The 17,513-nt window shown below is 40.4% G+C and carries 15 protein-coding genes; all 15 read right to left on the bottom strand.

Annotation, left to right across the window (positions count from 1 at the left end):
• Nucleotides 1–201 precede the first annotated feature (201 nt).
• The 15 genes from M3182_RS15935 to M3182_RS15865 all read right to left on the bottom strand — a co-directional run bounded on the left by M3182_RS15935 (nucleotide 202) and on the right by M3182_RS15865 (nucleotide 17,511).
• On the bottom strand, nucleotides 202–1,068 hold the full coding sequence (locus tag M3182_RS15935; protein WP_251425932.1) for a 2-oxoacid:ferredoxin oxidoreductase subunit beta: 867 nt from the start codon (nucleotides 1,066–1,068) through the stop codon (nucleotides 202–204).
• Entirely contained in the window at nucleotides 1,069–2,802 is a 1,734-nt protein-coding gene (locus M3182_RS15930) for a 2-oxoacid:acceptor oxidoreductase subunit alpha (protein WP_251425930.1), read from the bottom strand.
• 474 nt (nucleotides 2,803–3,276) lie between these two features.
• The gene (gene spoVS, locus M3182_RS15925; protein ID WP_221875497.1) at nucleotides 3,277–3,537 is read right to left on the bottom strand and encodes a stage V sporulation protein SpoVS; all 261 of its coding nucleotides are present in this window, start codon (nucleotides 3,535–3,537) and stop codon (nucleotides 3,277–3,279) included.
• Between the two features lie 294 nt (nucleotides 3,538–3,831).
• The gene (locus M3182_RS15920; RefSeq protein WP_251425928.1) at nucleotides 3,832–4,629 is read right to left on the bottom strand and encodes a TIGR00282 family metallophosphoesterase; all 798 of its coding nucleotides are present in this window, start codon (nucleotides 4,627–4,629) and stop codon (nucleotides 3,832–3,834) included.
• Between the two features lie 263 nt (nucleotides 4,630–4,892).
• Nucleotides 4,893–6,458 carry a ribonuclease Y gene (gene rny, locus M3182_RS15915; protein WP_432806564.1) on the bottom strand — a complete coding sequence of 522 codons (1,566 nt, stop codon included), beginning with the start codon at nucleotides 6,456–6,458 and terminating at the stop codon, nucleotides 4,893–4,895.
• A 315-nt stretch (nucleotides 6,459–6,773) separates the two neighbouring features.
• Entirely contained in the window at nucleotides 6,774–7,820 is a 1,047-nt protein-coding gene (gene recA, locus M3182_RS15910) for a recombinase RecA (RefSeq protein WP_349774413.1), read from the bottom strand.
• Between the two features lie 437 nt (nucleotides 7,821–8,257).
• Nucleotides 8,258–9,505 carry a competence/damage-inducible protein A gene (locus M3182_RS15905; protein WP_251558923.1) on the bottom strand — a complete coding sequence of 416 codons (1,248 nt, stop codon included), beginning with the start codon at nucleotides 9,503–9,505 and terminating at the stop codon, nucleotides 8,258–8,260.
• 33 nt (nucleotides 9,506–9,538) lie between these two features.
• Entirely contained in the window at nucleotides 9,539–10,117 is a 579-nt protein-coding gene (gene pgsA, locus M3182_RS15900) for a CDP-diacylglycerol--glycerol-3-phosphate 3-phosphatidyltransferase (RefSeq protein WP_251425922.1), read from the bottom strand.
• 263 nt (nucleotides 10,118–10,380) lie between these two features.
• On the bottom strand, nucleotides 10,381–11,292 hold the full coding sequence (locus tag M3182_RS15895; protein WP_251558922.1) for a helix-turn-helix domain-containing protein: 912 nt from the start codon (nucleotides 11,290–11,292) through the stop codon (nucleotides 10,381–10,383).
• An 18-nt stretch (nucleotides 11,293–11,310) separates the two neighbouring features.
• On the bottom strand, nucleotides 11,311–12,102 hold the full coding sequence (locus M3182_RS15890) for a DUF3388 domain-containing protein (RefSeq protein ID WP_251425918.1): 792 nt from the start codon (nucleotides 12,100–12,102) through the stop codon (nucleotides 11,311–11,313).
• 348 nt (nucleotides 12,103–12,450) lie between these two features.
• Complete coding sequence (locus M3182_RS15885; RefSeq protein WP_251425916.1) at nucleotides 12,451–12,702, bottom strand: DUF3243 domain-containing protein; 252 nt, start codon at nucleotides 12,700–12,702, stop codon at nucleotides 12,451–12,453.
• 85 nt (nucleotides 12,703–12,787) lie between these two features.
• Nucleotides 12,788–13,510 carry an elongation factor P 5-aminopentanone reductase gene (ymfI, locus tag M3182_RS15880; protein WP_251558920.1) on the bottom strand — a complete coding sequence of 241 codons (723 nt, stop codon included), beginning with the start codon at nucleotides 13,508–13,510 and terminating at the stop codon, nucleotides 12,788–12,790.
• Nucleotides 13,511–13,560: 50 nt separating this feature from the next.
• Nucleotides 13,561–14,847 carry an EF-P 5-aminopentanol modification-associated protein YfmH gene (yfmH, locus tag M3182_RS15875; protein WP_251558918.1) on the bottom strand — a complete coding sequence of 429 codons (1,287 nt, stop codon included), beginning with the start codon at nucleotides 14,845–14,847 and terminating at the stop codon, nucleotides 13,561–13,563.
• Nucleotides 14,847–16,124 (bottom strand): EF-P 5-aminopentanol modification-associated protein YfmF, encoded by a 1,278-nt coding sequence (yfmF, locus tag M3182_RS15870; protein WP_251425910.1) that lies wholly within the window; start codon nucleotides 16,122–16,124, stop codon nucleotides 14,847–14,849. The genes yfmH and yfmF overlap by 1 nt, the downstream gene beginning before the upstream one ends.
• A 436-nt stretch (nucleotides 16,125–16,560) precedes the next feature.
• Nucleotides 16,561–17,511 (bottom strand): ABC transporter permease, encoded by a 951-nt coding sequence (locus tag M3182_RS15865; protein ID WP_285868470.1) that lies wholly within the window; start codon nucleotides 17,509–17,511, stop codon nucleotides 16,561–16,563.
• Nucleotides 17,512–17,513 lie beyond the last annotated feature (2 nt).

The raw sequence follows: 17,513 nt of genomic DNA, 5'->3' as shown, positions 1-17,513 counted from the left end.
AACAATATCATATGACACTGTTCTAACTCTGTAAGTGATTTTTCTTACAATCAGCTTAGGTTATCATTATAGTAAAATAACACACATGAGGAAAACACAAATTTTCCCACACTCCTCTTCCTAGTTTCGCCGAAAATAAATGGACTCACACAAAAACACCTTAATTGTTCTCGAACAATTAAGGTGTTTATTAGTATCAACTTAAACAAATTCAGCTGTAAGCTTATCAAAATACTCTTGATCTAGCTTCAAGTCTGCTTGCGAAAGCGGAGTTTCAGAATATCCATTGACCAACTCTTGATAGGATGGGCGCTCTGTGTTTTGGTAGATAAGTCCAGTTACAAGACCATCATGCTTCATCAAAGTCTGCATCGCCATTTCACGACTTGAAGAGTCATAGCCTTCAATATCCTTAAGTTTTGTCAAATTCTCTTTGAACCAGTCATACGTGTTGACTTTATTATACGTTACACATGGACTGAATACGTTAATGAGAGAGAATCCTTTATGCTTAATTCCTGCTTCAATAAGAGCTGTCAAGTCTTTCAAGTCTGTTGAGAAACTTTGAGCAACAAAGGTTGCACCAGCCGTAAGCGCCATTTCCATTGGAGAAATCGCTTGTTCAATCGAACCTGCAGGTGTTGACTTTGTTTTGAATCCTGCAGCTGAACGTGGGGATGTTTGTCCCTTTGTTAAACCATAGATTTGGTTGTCCATAACAATGTATGTAACATCAATGTTACGACGTATCGCATGAATGGTATGCCCCATTCCGATCGCGAACCCATCTCCATCTCCTCCAGAAGCGATTACCGTTAAATCGCGATTTGCCATTTTTACTCCTTGAGCGATTGGCAATGAGCGGCCATGAATTCCATGGAAACCATATGAGTTAATATATCCTGAAATACGCCCTGAACAGCCGATTCCGGAAACAACAGCCAATTGTTCAGGCTCAAGCCCAACATTGGCTGCAGCACGCTGCATCGCCGCTTGGACTGAGAAGTCACCACAACCAGGGCACCAGTTAGGTTTTACATTGTTTCGAAAGTCTTTAAATGTGGCCATTTAGAACAACTCCTTGCATTTCGAGTGAATTTCATGCGGCAAAAATGGATTTCCGTCATATTTTAAGATTTTTTCGATCTTCTCATGTTGTCCGACGTTCATCTTTAGAATATTTGCCAACTGACCTGTTGCATTGTTTTCAATCACAGCAATTTTCTTCGCAGACTGAACGAGTGGTAACATTTCGTCTACTGGGAATGGATGAATCAAACGAACATGTGCATGATTGACTTTAATGCCATCCTGCTCTAGACGTCCCATCGCTTCCTCAATTGCTCCTCTTGTAGAGTTGAAACCAACAATCAACAAATCTGCTTCCTCGTGTGGAGCATTCTTATGGACCGGAGTGTTAAATTGAACATTGCTGATTTTACGAAAACGCTTATCCATCTGTGCTCTACGGTTTGCAGCTGATTCAGAAGGTTTACCTGTTTCCTCATGTTCAACACCTGTAACATGGTGGATTCCATTCTTCGTTCCAGGAATCGTACGTGGGGAAACCCCATCTTCAGTTACTTCGTAACGCTTAAAGTAGCCTTTTGCTTCAAGCTCTGGTAGTTCACCTGTTTGAAGTTTTCCTCTACGAATCTCTACTTTACTAAAATCCAGAGGTTCTACTGTTTGCTTTCCTAGAGAAAGCTGTAGGTCAGATAAAACAATGACTGGGCATTGGTATTCTTCTGCTAGATTGAAAGCTTCCGCAGTATCATAGAAAGCTTCCTGCACTGTACTTGGAGCCATAACAATCTTTGGAATTTCACCATGTGTTCCATAAATCATGGCCATTAAATCTGATTGTTCCTGCTTCGTAGGAAGTCCAGTTGATGGGCCACCACGCTGTGTATCAACAATAACTAACGGAGTCTCGGTAATCCCCGAAAGGCCGATTGCTTCCATTTTTAGAGAAAGACCTGGTCCCGCAGAAGCTGTTAACGCACGGACACCACCATAGTTTGCACCAATCGCCATAGTTGCAGCAGCGATTTCATCTTCCGTCTGAATAACAGTTCCACCGACTTCTGGTAATCTCTTGATTAAATATTCCATAATTTCTGAAGCTGGAGTAATCGGATAAGCAGCCATGAAGCGACATCCACCTGCTAATGCACCCATTGCAATCGCATCGTTCCCGATCATAAATAAGCGCTTGTTTCCGTCTGCTTTTTCAAGCTGCATGGTAGCTTCAGAACCTAATTGTTTTTTCATATATTCAAAGCCGGATTTAATGGCTTCCATATTCTTTTCGACCACTTGCTGGCCTTTTTTCCCGAAGATTTCATTCACTACTTCTTCGAAAACCTGAATATCTAAATCTAGGACTGCACTAGTTGCCCCAATCGCAACCATGTTTTTCATTAGAGATGTTCCAAGTTCCGTTGCAATCTCAGTAAATGGAACCGCATACAATGTTGCTTTTGTATCTTCTGGTTTCTTTGGCTCGAACTTTGCATCTGCCATAATAACACCATTCTCATGAAGTTCCTTGTAGTTTACGTCGATGGTTTCTTGGTCAAATGCAACAAGGATGTCCAAATCATCGGAAATAGAACGAACCTGAGTCGTGCTCACACGAATTTTATTATTCGTATGTCCACCTTTGATACGTGAAGAAAAGTGACGATAGCCATATAAATAATAGCCTAAGCGATTTAGAGCAATCGCAAAAATTTCACCGGTACTCTCAATTCCTTCTCCTTGTTGCCCTCCAACTTTCCATGAAAGTTGATTGATCATCTCCTACACCCCTTTAGGTACGTTAAAAAGTATGTAATTCTATTCCATTAATAATTTTAGCACTTTTCCAAGCCATTCACTAAAAAATCACGTTCTCACTTTGTCTTTAACTTGCAACTTGGAGGGGTACTAAACGCTTTCAATTCTAGACCTATGCCGAGAAAAAAGCAACCCTTTCTCACCAAATATTAGCCAAAATAAGAATATTTTTTCTATTTTAGTTTTTCCATATTCTTCATTTTTTCCAACTTCTAAAATTCTTAAAAACATAGTTGATATAACCGTTTTTTTTCAAATTTGTGCAAGGATGCAAAATAATCGTCTCTTATTCTAGAATAATATTTTATGGATGTTTTTTCCAGTCTCACAGGCAAAAAAAATCCATCTGTCGTTCGTGTTTCTTTGACAGACGGATGATTGAATCTTTTAATTCATTTCTTCATAGAATCTTGTACCACACATCCCCTAATTTTCCTACCTTGGTTCAATAATCAATTTAATCGCGGTACGCTCTTCACCGTCTATTTGAATATCGGTAAAGGCTGGGATGCAAATCAAATCAACTCCGCTAGGCGCTACAAATCCTCTTGCGATAGCTACTGCCTTTACGGCCTGATTCAATGCACCCGCACCGATTGCCTGGATTTCTGCATTCCCTCTTTCACGCAGAACTCCTGCAAGCGCACCAGCTACAGAATTAGGGTTAGATTTTGCTGAAACTTTTAATATTTCCATTCCTAGCTCCTCCTTATTTTCTCCCCAAAACCTGAATGCCCTCTAATTTTCAGGGTAAGTTGTTCCACTGCTACTATATTCAGAAAAGTCAAGGGATATAACCGAGCTATTGAAAAAACACTGTTTTTGGAAAGATTATTGTTAAAACCCTAACCATTTTAACGGTGAAGAGGCTATTTTTTTAGGTTTAAAAATAAACAACAAGGCTCTTTCCCCATATATTGGCTGTTTTTACAGATAGACAGCCAATACTTGAGAAAAGAGCCTTTCAAAAAGAGAAGCTACTACTTTAGATTAACTAAAAAGAGGTTGATCATCATTGATGCGAACACGTTGAATTTTCTTCGCACGACCATCCTTTTTATCCACATCAACAACCACACCGGATAATTGAGTCCGACCACCTGTGCTTACTTCAAATCGAACTGGAAGGGAAGTCAAGAAGCGTTTAATGACAGCATCGCGTTCGACCCCTAAAATTCCGTCATAAGGTCCTGTCATTCCAGCATCCGTTAAATAAGCAGTTCCACTTGGGAGTATCCGCTCATCTGCTGTTTGTACATGCGTATGTGTTCCAACAACTGCCGTTACTCGTCCATCCAAATACCAGCCCATCGCTTCTTTTTCACTTGTTGCTTCGGCATGAAAATCAACGAAGATAATCGGTGTCCGCTTTCTAGCTTCCGCAATTAGTTCATCTGCCTTCTTAAACGGGCAATCAATCGCCGGTAAAAACGTCCGACCTTGCAGGTTAATAACAGCCACTTCATCTTGATTGACTTTTAAATACACGATGCCTGTGCCAGGAACTTCCTCTGGCAAATTAGCAGGCCGTACCAGATACTTAGCTTTGTCAATAAAATCAAAGATTTCTTTTTTATCCCATGCATGATTTCCAAGCGTAACTGCTTGTGCGCCCCACTCTAAAAATTGCCGATAAATCTTTTCATTGATTCCTTTTCCACTTGCGGCATTTTCACCGTTAACAATTGTAATCGTTGGACGGTACTTTTCTTTTAGTTTCGGCAAATACTCCTTCACCATGTCACGACCAGGTGAGCCAACGACATCACCGATAAATAAAATTCTCATTGTATTCTTCCATTCCTATTCTTTTTAGTTTAGTTCGATTGTATCATACCTGATATGTATCATATTCTTCCCCCAAATGCTCTCCACTTTGCAAACATAAAGAAAACTCGCCACTTGACGAGTCCTAGAAAGATGACAGACGCGCATTTAAGCAAAGTATTATTCTTTTTTCTCTACACTAAAGCCTAAGAGAAATTTGGTTGGTAGTTGTCCTAGGAAAGGATCACTCCCAGAAGCTAAAAAAGCGGTGCATATGCACCGCTTTATTTTGCGTATTCAACTGCTCTCGTTTCACGAATGACCGTTACTTTAATATGACCAGGATAATCGAGTTCTTCCTCAATATTCTTCCTGATGTCACGCGCTAAACGGTGAGCTTGAAGATCATCAATTAAGTCAGGTTTTACCATTATGCGAATCTCACGGCCCGCCTGAATGGCAAATGATTTCTCGACTCCTTCGAAGGATTCAGAGATTTCTTCTAGGCGCTCTAAGCGGCGGATATAGTTTTCCAGCGCTTCACTACGTGCTCCAGGTCTAGCAGCTGATAATGCATCAGCAGCTGCGACAAGTACCGCAATAACAGATGTTGGTTCAGAATCACCATGGTGGGAAGCAATACTGTTAATCACAACTGGATGTTCTTTATACTTGGTTGCAAGTTCAACCCCAATTTCAACATGGCTTCCTTCCACTTCATGGTCAATCGCTTTTCCAATATCATGCAGGAGACCTGCACGTCTTGCAAGTATCTCATCTTCCCCTAACTCAGCGGCTAACAGCCCTGATAGCTGTGCAACCTCCATAGAGTGTTTGAGAACGTTCTGACCGTAGCTTGTACGATATTTCAATCGTCCTAGAATCTTAATTAAATCTGGGTGAAGACCATGTACACCCACTTCAAACGTCGTCTGTTCCCCGACTTCACGAATATGTTCATCGACTTCGCGACGCGCTTTTTCAACCATTTCCTCGATTCTTGCAGGGTGAATTCGACCGTCCTGTACAAGTTTATCAAGGGCTAATCTTGCCGTTTCACGACGAATTGGATCGAATCCAGATAGTATGACTGCTTCTGGCGTATCATCGATAATTAAATCGATTCCCGTCAGCGTCTCAAGTGTCCGGATGTTCCGTCCTTCACGCCCAATGATGCGTCCTTTCATTTCATCATTTGGAAGATTCACAACGGAAACCGTTGTTTCAGCAACATGGTCTGCAGCGCACCGTTGAAGGGCAAGAGATAATAACTCCTTCGCCTTCTTGTCGGACTCTTCCTTCGCTCTGCTCTCACTTTCTTTAATCATGACAGCTATGTCGTGAGCTAACTCTTGCTCAGTACGTTCTAAAATGATGGATTTTGCCTCATCACGCGTCAAGCTCGAGATACGTTCTAGCTCGGCTTGTTGCATACGCACCATTTCGTCCACTTTGCTTTGCATCTGTTCAATATGCTGTTGTCTTTGGTTCAGAGAGTCATCTTTCTTCTCCAAAAGAATTTCGCGTTTATTTAACGACTCGTCCTTCCGGTCAAGATTCTCCTCCTTTTGCAGTAAACGATTTTCTTGTTTTTGCAGTTCATTTCGACGCTCACGCACTTCGCGTTCTGCTTCTGTGCGCAGCTTATGAATGTCATCCTTTGCTTCAAGCAGGGCTTCCTTCTTTAATGCTTCCGCATCCCGCTTCGCATCCTCAAGAATCTGTTCTGCCGCATTCCTTGCACCTGCTATTTTTGCCTCTGCAACGGATTTTCGATAAAAATAGCCAACAACTGCACCGACGATTAGGCCAAGCAAAATGGAGATGATAGTTATGAAAAATTCCATCATTTCACCTCCTCTTGCTATGAACTTTTTGTTACGTTTTTTAAAGTGTCGGCATGTATATTGTTTTCTTGCATCAACATACAGCACAAAGGCTTTTAAACGCTTTTATTACTAGTAAAAGTAAAAATATACATGTTAATTGTATGTTTTCCGATTTTTATTGTCAAGGGGGTGTAAGCGCCGATTGGTGTTTCTTGCCAGTTTTAAATTTGTAATAGGCTGGCACGAGCAAGTATGCCCCTCTGTCATATGGTTAAACAATCTGAAACATTTATCTGCAAAAAAAAAGCAAAGCACGATTGCTTTGCTTTTTTTCCATTAGGAAAGCTCCAATTCTTCTTGATCTAAATCTTCTTCCGCTTCAGCAAGTGGCTTCTCTCCATCTAAACCATAATGCTCACGGATTTTTTGTTGAATCGCAAGACGAATAGAAGGATTTTCCTTGAGGAACTGCTTCGCATTCTCACGTCCCTGTCCTACACGTTCACCCTCATAAGAATACCAAGATCCACTTTTTTGGACAATATCAAGTTCAGATCCGATATCGATGATTTCGCCTTCTTTTGAGATTCCTTCTCCGTACATAATGTCTACTTCCGCAACACGGAAAGGAGGAGCAACCTTATTTTTCACAACCTTAATTTTTGTCTTATTTCCGACCATTTCATTTCCTTGCTTTAAGGTTTCAGCACGGCGTACTTCAAGACGAACACTAGAATAGAATTTTAACGCACGACCACCAGGTGTTGTCTCAGGGTTACCAAACATAATACCAACTTTTTCACGAATCTGGTTAATGAAAATCGCTATTGTATTAGATTTATTGATTGCACCTGATAGCTTACGAAGAGCCTGTGACATTAAGCGAGCTTGAAGACCTACGTGGGCATCTCCCATTTCCCCTTCAATTTCTGCTTTTGGAACCAACGCAGCTACTGAGTCAACTACAATAATATCAACCGCACCACTTCGTACAAGAGCCTCGGCGATTTCTAACGCTTGTTCTCCTGTATCTGGCTGTGATAGCAATAGTTCATCAATATTGACACCTAGCTTTTGAGCATAAACTGGGTCCAATGCATGTTCCGCATCAATAAACGCAGCTTGTCCACCTTGAGCCTGAACTTCTGCAATCGCATGAAGAGCGACAGTTGTTTTACCAGAACTTTCAGGTCCATAGATTTCAATAACACGACCGCGTGGGTATCCACCAATTCCAAGCGCTATATCCAATGTAAGCGAACCACTCGGACTAGTTGAAACTCTACGATCCGTTTGTTCTCCTAACTTCATAACTGAACCTTTACCAAATTGCTTTTCTATTTGTTTTAATGCCATATCTAAGGCAGCTTTACGATCACTCACTCAATTTTCCTCCTTTATCCATACGTTTTCGTCCATAGACGAACGTCCACAACTTATTCGGAATACTACTCATACTATACCTTCTTTTAAATCATTTGTCGAGCAAAAAAAACGAACATCCATTCGATTTTTTTCACTGGTAAGTTTCGCTAAAAAAGTGATTTTTAACTCAATTTCAGATCATTTATAGGAAATAGGTACGTTGATAACGAGATTTTAACGATTAAACAGGTTTTTGAATTATTCGCTTCTTACAGTCTAGCAAGAAAGAATTATTACGGCGGGTACTGTTAAAGAGAGGGGGACTGCTACCATAAGAAGATTTAGTAGAAACTTCTACCCTTAAATATCTTTATCATTAATAGAGGCTTTCTAGCAGCGTTCTTTGAAAATTAGCAAAGAAAGCCCTTGTTCACGCTAGAACAAGGACTTCCATTCTACAATTTTTCCTCTTTCAAACTATTGATTAACAAACGACATCCATGTTTAACTGCTCGAACGCGGTTCATCTCGCGAGTACCAGCAAGCTGAAGTTTTTCTGTTCTTGTTGGTTTTCCTTTCAGATAAATTCCCACAAAAACGGTTCCTGCCGGATGCCCTTCAAGTTCACCAGGACCAGCGACACCGGTAAAACTAATTCCAATATCCGCTCCTAATAAACTTGCTACATTTTCAGCTAATTCTTGAGCACATTCCGCACTAACTGCACCGTGGTCGGCAATCGTTTCTTCGCGTACTTTCACGAGGTTCACTTTGGCCACATTTGTATAACAAACCACACCGCCTTTTAGCACGCTACTTGCTCCTGAGAGAGAAGTAAGTTGTTCTTGAAACATTCCACCAGTCAAGCTTTCTGCTGCTGCAATCGTTAGGCTCTTCGACTGCAAGCTCTTCATCAATTCATTCACTAATGAAGTATCATCATACCCATAAAAGTACTGCCCCAATCGACTCTGAATCTCTTTCTCCGCTTCATCAATTAATAGGATCGCCTCATCCTCAATCTGATGCCTTGCTGTTAAGCGCACCGTTACTTCCGACTCTGAAGCAAGTGGAGCAATCGTCGGATTCGTTTGGTTCTCAATTAAATCGTCTAACCTCTCATCAAGCGCAGCTTCCCCGATTCCAAAGAAACGAAGGACCCTAGATACAATCCTTGCCTGCTCTGACATGCTTTCTGTGATGGCCGGGATGCCATATTTCGCAAACATTGGCTCAAGTTCACTAGGCGGTCCCGGTAAAAGCATGTAATAATGGTTCCCCTTTTCGAGAAACATCCCCGGTGCCATACCATGGTCATTTTTTAACGCAAGTGATCCTTTCAAAATGAGCGCTTGTTTCCGATTATTCTCAGTCATCGGTCTATTTGTTTTTTTAAAATAATGTTCAATGGATGTTAGCGCAACCTCATCGATTTCAAGATCTACCCCAAGGTGACTTGCAATCGTTTCTTTTGTTAAATCGTCTTTTGTTGGCCCAAGGCCTCCAGTTAGAATAATCAATTCAGAGCGCTGATCTGCAATCTCAAGCGCTGATTTCAGACGAACAGGATTATCTCCTACAACGGTATGAAAAAAAACGTTCACTCCAATACTGGCCAGTTGCGAAGACAGGAATCTAGCATTTGTGTTATTGATTTGTCCGAGCAGTAGCTCCGAACCTACAGCAATAATTTCAGCATTCATATTATTCCTCCCGGGGTTTTAATCTGCACGCACTTACTTTGAGTTTTTAAAGACCGCTTTATTTTTGTTAAAGTAATCCCAACCAGACCAAATGGTAAAGAACATTGCAACCCAAAGAGCGATCATGTCAAATGGAACCGAAATCATTTCGAAAAAGATATTGTGAAGAAGCAAAGCTGAAATTGCAACGATTTGGGCCCACGTTTTAATTTTCCCAAGCATATTCGCTGCAACCACTTCTCCCCCTTCGGCAAGAATCGCGCGCAAACCAGTCACCGCAAATTCTCTAAAAATAATGATGATGACAATCCAAGATGGTGCCAGTTGAAGTTCGACTAAAACAATCAGGGCAGAAGCTACAAGTAATTTATCTGCTAATGGGTCTAGAAATTTGCCTAGATTGGTTACAAGATTAAGTTTCCGAGCGTAGTATCCATCCACCCAATCCGTCACCGAAGCAAAGATAAAAATCAAAGCTCCGACAAGATGAGTCACAGGCATTGTCGCTCCTAATATACTCACCATTCCCCAATCAAAAGGTGCAAGCATCACCACTAAAAACACAGGTATTAGAAATATTCGTGAGATGGTGATTTTATTCGGTAAATTCATGATTTTTCCTCCAAAACAAAAATGATAAAGAAAAGCGGAAGCGGCTTGTTCAGACCCGACAAGTGCTGGAGGTCCGGCAGATGAAGTCGTTCTTTGACTTCAACTGCCGGACCGAAGCGACTCGAGGGGCTAGCCGCTGCAGCTAGACAAAGAAAAGCGGTAGTGCCCTGCTCAGCGGCGTATGGCCTGGGGCCTACAATTCCCAAAGTTAAATTTGTATTCCTTATTAACCAAGCGAAAAAATAGTCACCTTGCGATGACTATTATTCGCTTGTCGTATAACGGATGGTAATATTTTGAGTCGTTTGCTCATTTGGAGAGACTGCGTACTCAAGCTTTTCACCATTAATATAAAGTTCAGTTCCAGGAACATTCCCAATGCGGAGGAATGCCTCCGTTTGGTCTGTAAAGTCAACGGTTTCTTTGTCACCCTTTTGTAAGGTTTTCTCAAAGAACGTTTTTCCAGCCCCATTTTTGACACTGACCCATGTTGCGCCAGTAGAGACAACTTCTAATTCAAATGTATCCGCGTCGGTTAACTCATAAACCGTAGAACTTCCGTTTTTCTCTGCTACGCTAATGCTTTGAGTAAGTTCCTCTTGTTCTTCAGCAGTCTCTTCATCTTCCTTTTTCGTATCTTCATTCGTATCCGCTGAATTTTCGCTTCCTTCTTCCGTAGCACCTGATTCAGCATTTTCATCTTCGGTCACAATATCAGTTTGTTCCTCAATATTGACCGGATTGTTCCCTTGATTCACTTGGTCATTTTCTTCCTTGCTAGCACTCTGAACCATCCAATACCAAACAAGAACGATGGCCCCAATCACAAAAAGACCGATTAGCAGTTTAGGAAGAAGGTCTAAAACCTTTGATGTCCGATTCGAAAAACTTTTACGCGATTGCACCCGAGACAATTGCTCTGGCAAATCTTCATTATATGTAGTCGGAATATCATTTTTATACTGTTCAAAAATTTCGTCAGGGTCAAGATCCAATGCTTCAGCATATTGCTTTATAAAAGCCCGCACATAGAATTTCCCTGGCATCATCGCATAATTGCCTTCCTCAATCCCAGCAAGATAACGTTTCTGTATTTTCGTCATATCTTGCAACTGATTGAGGCTAAGCCCCTTTGCTTCTCTTTCTTGCTTAAAGCGATCACCTAACTCTGTCACGATAACACCTTCCAATACTTAAAAATCGAATCCTCCGAAATCTGGATCAGTAAACAAATTGTTTTGTTGTACTAAATCGTACGTTATTTCCTCGTCCTGATTATTACGAAGCTCGATAATATAATCAAAATCATCCAATGTATATTCTGTGTTTTGGACAAATATATCCGGGTGCTCTACCACTTTTACTGCTGGCATCCTCATGATTTCACGAACAAGTTGCCAATGTCGTTCATTCGCTCTTCTCGTTGAAACAATCCCGTCCAAAATAAACAGATTATCCGCATTATACTCGTCTTCAACTAATTGGTTCCGAATCGTTTGCTTTAAAAGGGTTGATGAAACAAACAACCATCGCTTGTTTGCACAAACACTAGCAGCTACGACAGACTCCGTTTTCCCTACACGTGGCATTCCTCGAATACCAATGAGTTTATGACCATCTTGCTTAAACAATTCTGCCATAAAATCCACTAGGAGTCCAAGCTCGCTCCGCACAAATCGAAAAGTTTTTTTATCATCTGCATCTCTTTCAATATAACGACCATGTCGAACAGCCATCCGATCACGAAGTTTTGGTTCACGAAGCTTAATTACTTTTATCGTATCCATTGTCTTTAGAATTGACTCAAGTCTTACGATTTGTTCATCGTTTTTTGCTAAAATTAACAGTCCTCGTCTTCCTTGATCAATTCCATTGATGGTCACGATATTAATCGCAAGCATCCCTAGCAATGAAGAGATATCCCCTAATAAACCCGGGCGATTGATAGTGATTTCATATTCTAGGTACCATTCTTTTTTCTCCATCAAACCCCTCCAACTATATCAACAATCAGTCCGATTGTACGGATTATGTACTTTCTAACCATTTGAGTCAATGTCAAGTTGTTTCTAGCTTCTATAATAAATGATTTTGATAGAAGATGAAAGAAAAAGGAGAAATCAAAACAAAAAAGCACGAAAAGCGCAAGCGGCTTGTTCAGGGGCATATGAGACTGATACCAAAAAATCATTAAGCGCTAACAGATATTTTTTTTCTATAGAAGAAAACTCGCCACATAGCGAGCGTTAAATTTGCGAATCAAGCTTCATGTTTCCTTTGTGCTTTTGATTGCGAAAAAAAGAGAGGCTATGCCCCTCTTTATTTCAGTCTGCTTACCCGTTATTTTGAACAAGTTTTACCATTAGGTTCGCAATTGCATGCTGCTCTTTTTCATCCGCTACAGACCAAAGGTCAGCAAGCACACGCTCTTGTTCGTTTTTGGGATCAACGTTCTTTGCAAGGTAATCCCCAACTTGGTAAGCCACTTCAGAGATTACATTATTGTTCATTCCTTCTTGTTGAGCTTGATCCAAACGGCTACCTAAGAAATCTTTCCATGAACCCCAGTTTTCTAAAACAGACATAATTTTGAACCTCCTTTTAAAGTGTTCATAGATATTTTGCATTGGGGGGCTCTAAAATATTCATCATCTAAATTTTGTCAAAAAGTTATACATGCCATCCACCATTAATCGCTAGTACTTGGCCAGTAATGTAGCTGGACTTTTTAGAAAGTAAAAATTCCACGCCATTTGCAACATCTTCTGGCGTAGCTAATCTTGAAAGTGGAATTTCTTCTCGTACCGCAGCCAGCTCATCAGGTGAAAACCCTGATAGCATTGGCGTCTCAACCGCTCCAGGCGCCACTGCGTTCACTCTAATACCTGAAGGTGCTAACTCCTTACTTAGAGCCTTCACAAACGAAATTTGAGCACCTTTGACCGTTGAATACGCTACTTCGAAAGCAGCACCTGTTTGTCCCCAAATCGACGATACAACGACAATAGCCCCTTCTTTTTTACTGATTAACTTGGGCACTAAAGATTTTGTTAGCAACAGTGGTGAGGTAACTGAGACTTGAATGAGCCTCTCTGCCTCCTCTACTGTCAAATCTTGGAGCAGGCCATATAAAGCATGTCCTGCATTATGTACGATTCCATCTAAAGAGAAAATAGCATCGGCAAGCTGTTGATATCCTTGGGGAATGGCTAAATCCGCCTGAATCGGGATAAATTCTCCATGATACGGTGCTAATTTGGCTAACAAATTTTGAATTCCCTCTTGATTCTGATTGTAATGAAGATACAAAGAATATCCTTTAGAAGCAAGATTGAGGGCGATTGACTGGCCAATGGCCCCACTCGCCCCAGTAATTAAAATAAATTTATGCATATGTATTCTCCTCAAGACAAAAGCGTCAGCAGGGACGCTGACGCTCCTAATTATTTCGGTACAACTTGACAAACAGTAAACCGTTTTTCGTCAATTAAATCTGCTGCGGCTGCCTGAATATCTCCAATGGTAATGCTTTCGAGTACCGGAACGACTTCAAATAAATCCATTTCATTGAAAGCATATCGGGTAAATTGATTGGCGATATACTCTGGTGAATTAATCGCGCGTAAGAATGCCCCAATTTTTTTCTTTCTCGCTCTACCTAACTGCTCCTCATTAAAAATAGATCCTTCTTTTGCTTTCAACAGAATCGCCGTCACCTTCTCAACAAGCTTTTCCGGATCTGGTGTATCGCCTCCGACCATCGCAAAGCCAAACCCTTGCTCCTGGCTGAAATCATATGAAAAGGTATCATCAATTAACCCTTCTCCATATAATTCGGTATACCCTTCAGAACTTTTCCCAAACAAAATGTCAAGCATAACATTGGTGGATAGTTCATGTTTTAACATTTCCTGCCCTTTTAAATTTGCTGGTGCGGCCTTAATTCCAAGGATGCACTTTGGCGTTTGAACATTCATTTTCAGAACTTGTTTCTTCTCCGCAACTTCCTCTATTTCCGATTCAAATTGACGTTCAATTTCAGATTGGGCACTAAACTCTTTCTTCGCTTGGTTTGCTTTAATTTGAGTCATGATTTCTTTCGGCTCAATCGCCCCCACCACAAATAGCAGCATATTGCTTGGATGGTAAAAAGTGTGATAACACTCATAAAGCATATCCTTGGTGATATGGGAGATCGATTCTCTCGTCCCTGCAATATCAATTTTCACCGGGTGATTTTTGAACATATTTTCAATCACACCGTAGTATAACCGCCAGTCAGGGTTATCGTCATACATCGTTATTTCCTGGCCAATAATCCCTTTTTCTTTTTCGACCGTTTTTTCGGTAAAATACGGCTCTTGGACAAAATCCATCAATGTTTCAAGGTTTTTTTCCACATTTGACGTACTTGAAAACAAATAAGCCGTTCTAGTAAAAGACGTGAAGGCATTGGCCGAAGCACCTTGGCGACTGAATTGCTGAAACACATCTCCATCTTCTTTTTCAAACAGTTTATGCTCCAAAAAATGAGCAATTCCATCTGGAACTTTCACATATTCGTTTTTGCCTAACGGTTTAAAATGATTATCGATGCTTCCGTATTTCGTCGTAAACGTGGCATACGTTTTATTAAAACCTTTTTTTGGCAAAATATAAACATCTAGACCGTTCTCCAATTTCTCGTAAAAAAGCTCTTCATTTAATTGCTCAAATGCAATTTTCTCCATTATTCCGCCGCCTCCATTCCAGTTAAAAAGTAAACGGTATCAAGGTTAATCTTATTGGCAACGGCGATAATTTCATCTTTTGTTGTGTTTTTCATTCCATTTAACCAATCATCCAGAGGAACGGTTACCTTTGAGACGACATTATGATATAAAAGCTCCACCATTCCTCTTGCGGTATCAACGGTCTCTAGCAATTGATTTTCGATTACGGCTTTCGTTTGTTCGATTTCTTCATCTGTGAAATCACCGTTCGTCATTGCTTCCATTTGTTCTTTAATGATTTTCACCGCTAAATCAAAATTTTCAAACTCAATGCCTGACATCACCATCATCAGACCTTTATGACTTTCAAGCCGACTTGCTACATAGTAAGCAAGACTGTTCTTTTCACGCACATTCAAGAATAGTTTCGAATGTGAAAATCCCCCAAATATCCCGTTAAAAACTTGTAGAGCGTTATAATCTTGGTCTCCATATTTGATATTTGTCCGATAACCAATATTCAGTTTTCCCTGTTTAATATCCTGCTTTTCTTTAATCGTCTTTGCCTCTCCACTTACTCGGTTCAATGTATTAGTTTCTTTTGGAGTCCGCTGAGCAAAACGAAATAAACCAGACGCAATGGATTCAACTTCCTGTGACGAAACATCTCCAATGACATACAAATCTAGTTCATCCTCAGCGAAAGCCTTCTGGTAATAGTCATATAGAGATTTAGCGTCAATCTGATCAACCGCTTCCAATTCTCCATTTACAGGTAAGGCATAAGGTTCACCTGCACACATTTCTTCAACGAGACGAAAATTAGCATACCTCATTTTGTCATCAAATACAGATTGAATTCTTTGTTTTAATGTTCGCTTCTCTTTTTCGACTGTTTCATGGTTAAATGTTCCATTTTCCGCTAATGGGTTTCTAACCATTTCGGCAAGTAATTCCAACCCTTTTGATAAAAGTGGAGTCGCATCGCTCAAAAACTTTTCATTCGCAATTTCAATTGACATTGAAATAATCTGATATTCTCCTTTTTTAGAGACATCAACAAACATGTTTGCTCCATATAATTCATCCAAGTACGATCTCAATTTAGCTGTTGTTGGGTAGCTAGCTGTGCTACTTTGCAACACATGCGGCAGTAAAGCACGCTGTGTGACGTCTTCCTTCGTTAACGGGGCCTTCATTTTCCAAACAATTGTATTCGTTTTAAACTTTTCCGTGGTCACAACATGGAGCTTGTAACCTTCCATCTCTTTAATTGCTTCCGAAATCACTCCCATTAGGGTCCTCCTTCTGTTTCTAGGTATAATCCAATGAAAACAGGTAGTACCTAGAACTTTCATTCAACCAATAGTACATTTTATGTATGATTCTTCTAGGTTATATTGTTATCTTTTCCTTTTGACTTGTACATATTCTTACTATACCTGCTAATTTCTTTAAAAGACAAGTATCCTAACTCTAAACAAATTCATCCCTTTCCAATTCTATGTTATTTCCGGCTTCTTCTTACTCAAAATAAAAACCCTTGAAGGGGCTTAACAAAAGGCTAATTTTCGTAAAGATTATAGAAATTTTCATTTACACGATCTCTCGTCACTATTGATTTACTTATGACCCTAAATTATCATAATCATTTCGTTCTCTCGGTTAGTAAATATAAAAAACTCTCGAACTTTGGTACATTCGAGAGTTTTTCTAAAGAAGTTTTATTGATTAACGACTTCCTTTGATATAGTGGGTTCCAGATGCTTTCGGTGCATCTGCACGCCCGATGAAACCAGTCAATGCAAGAATCGTTAAAATATATGGTGCAATTAAGAGAATGACGCTTGGGACATTCTGCAAGAATGGCAAGCTGTTTCCGATAATACTTAAACTTTGGGCAAAACCGAAGAAAATTGCCGCACCCATCGCACCTAGTGGGTGCCATTTCCCAAAGATCATCGCTGCAAGTGCCATAAATCCTTGTCCACTAATCGTCGCATGACTAAAATCAGAAGAGATGGATTGAGCATATACAGCTCCACCTAGGCCTCCAAGCGCCCCTGAAATAATAACACCGATATATCGCATTTTCGTAACGTTAATCCCCATAGTATCAGCAGCCATTGGATGCTCACCTGTCGAACGGAGACGTAAACCAAATGGAGTTTTAAAGACAATAAACCAAGCAATGATCGCGATAATAATCGCAACATAAGAGGTCCAATACGTATTTGAGAAGAAAATTGGCCCAATAATTGGAATATCACTTAAAAATGGGATATCAATTTTTCTGAAACCTTTCTGAATGATATCCGTTTGTCCTTTATCATAAATCAATTTCACTAAGAATAATGCAACCCCAACAGCTAAAAGGTTGATGGCAACCCCTGATACCGTGTGGTCTGCTCTAAAAGAAATCGTAGCAACAGCATGAATAAGTGAAAACAATGCACCGACTAGGGCTGCAACCAAAAGAGCTACCCAAGGAGTCCAGTTTCCAAAAACTTGCACCGTTTCAAGGTTGAACACAATTCCCGTAAAGGCACCGATGACCATGAGTCCTTCTAGACCGATGTTCACAACACCTGAACGTTCTGAAAAGATACCACCTAATGCAGTGAGAATAAGCGGAGCTGCCCATAATAGAGTTGACGGAATGACGATTTGCAGGATGTCCATGA

Origin of the sequence: Mesobacillus maritimus, assembly GCF_023715205.1 — a bacterium.
Lineage (GTDB): Bacteria > Bacillota > Bacilli > Bacillales > Cytobacillaceae > Mesobacillus_B > Mesobacillus_B maritimus_C.
This window is presented reverse-complemented; position numbering and strand designations above follow the sequence as displayed.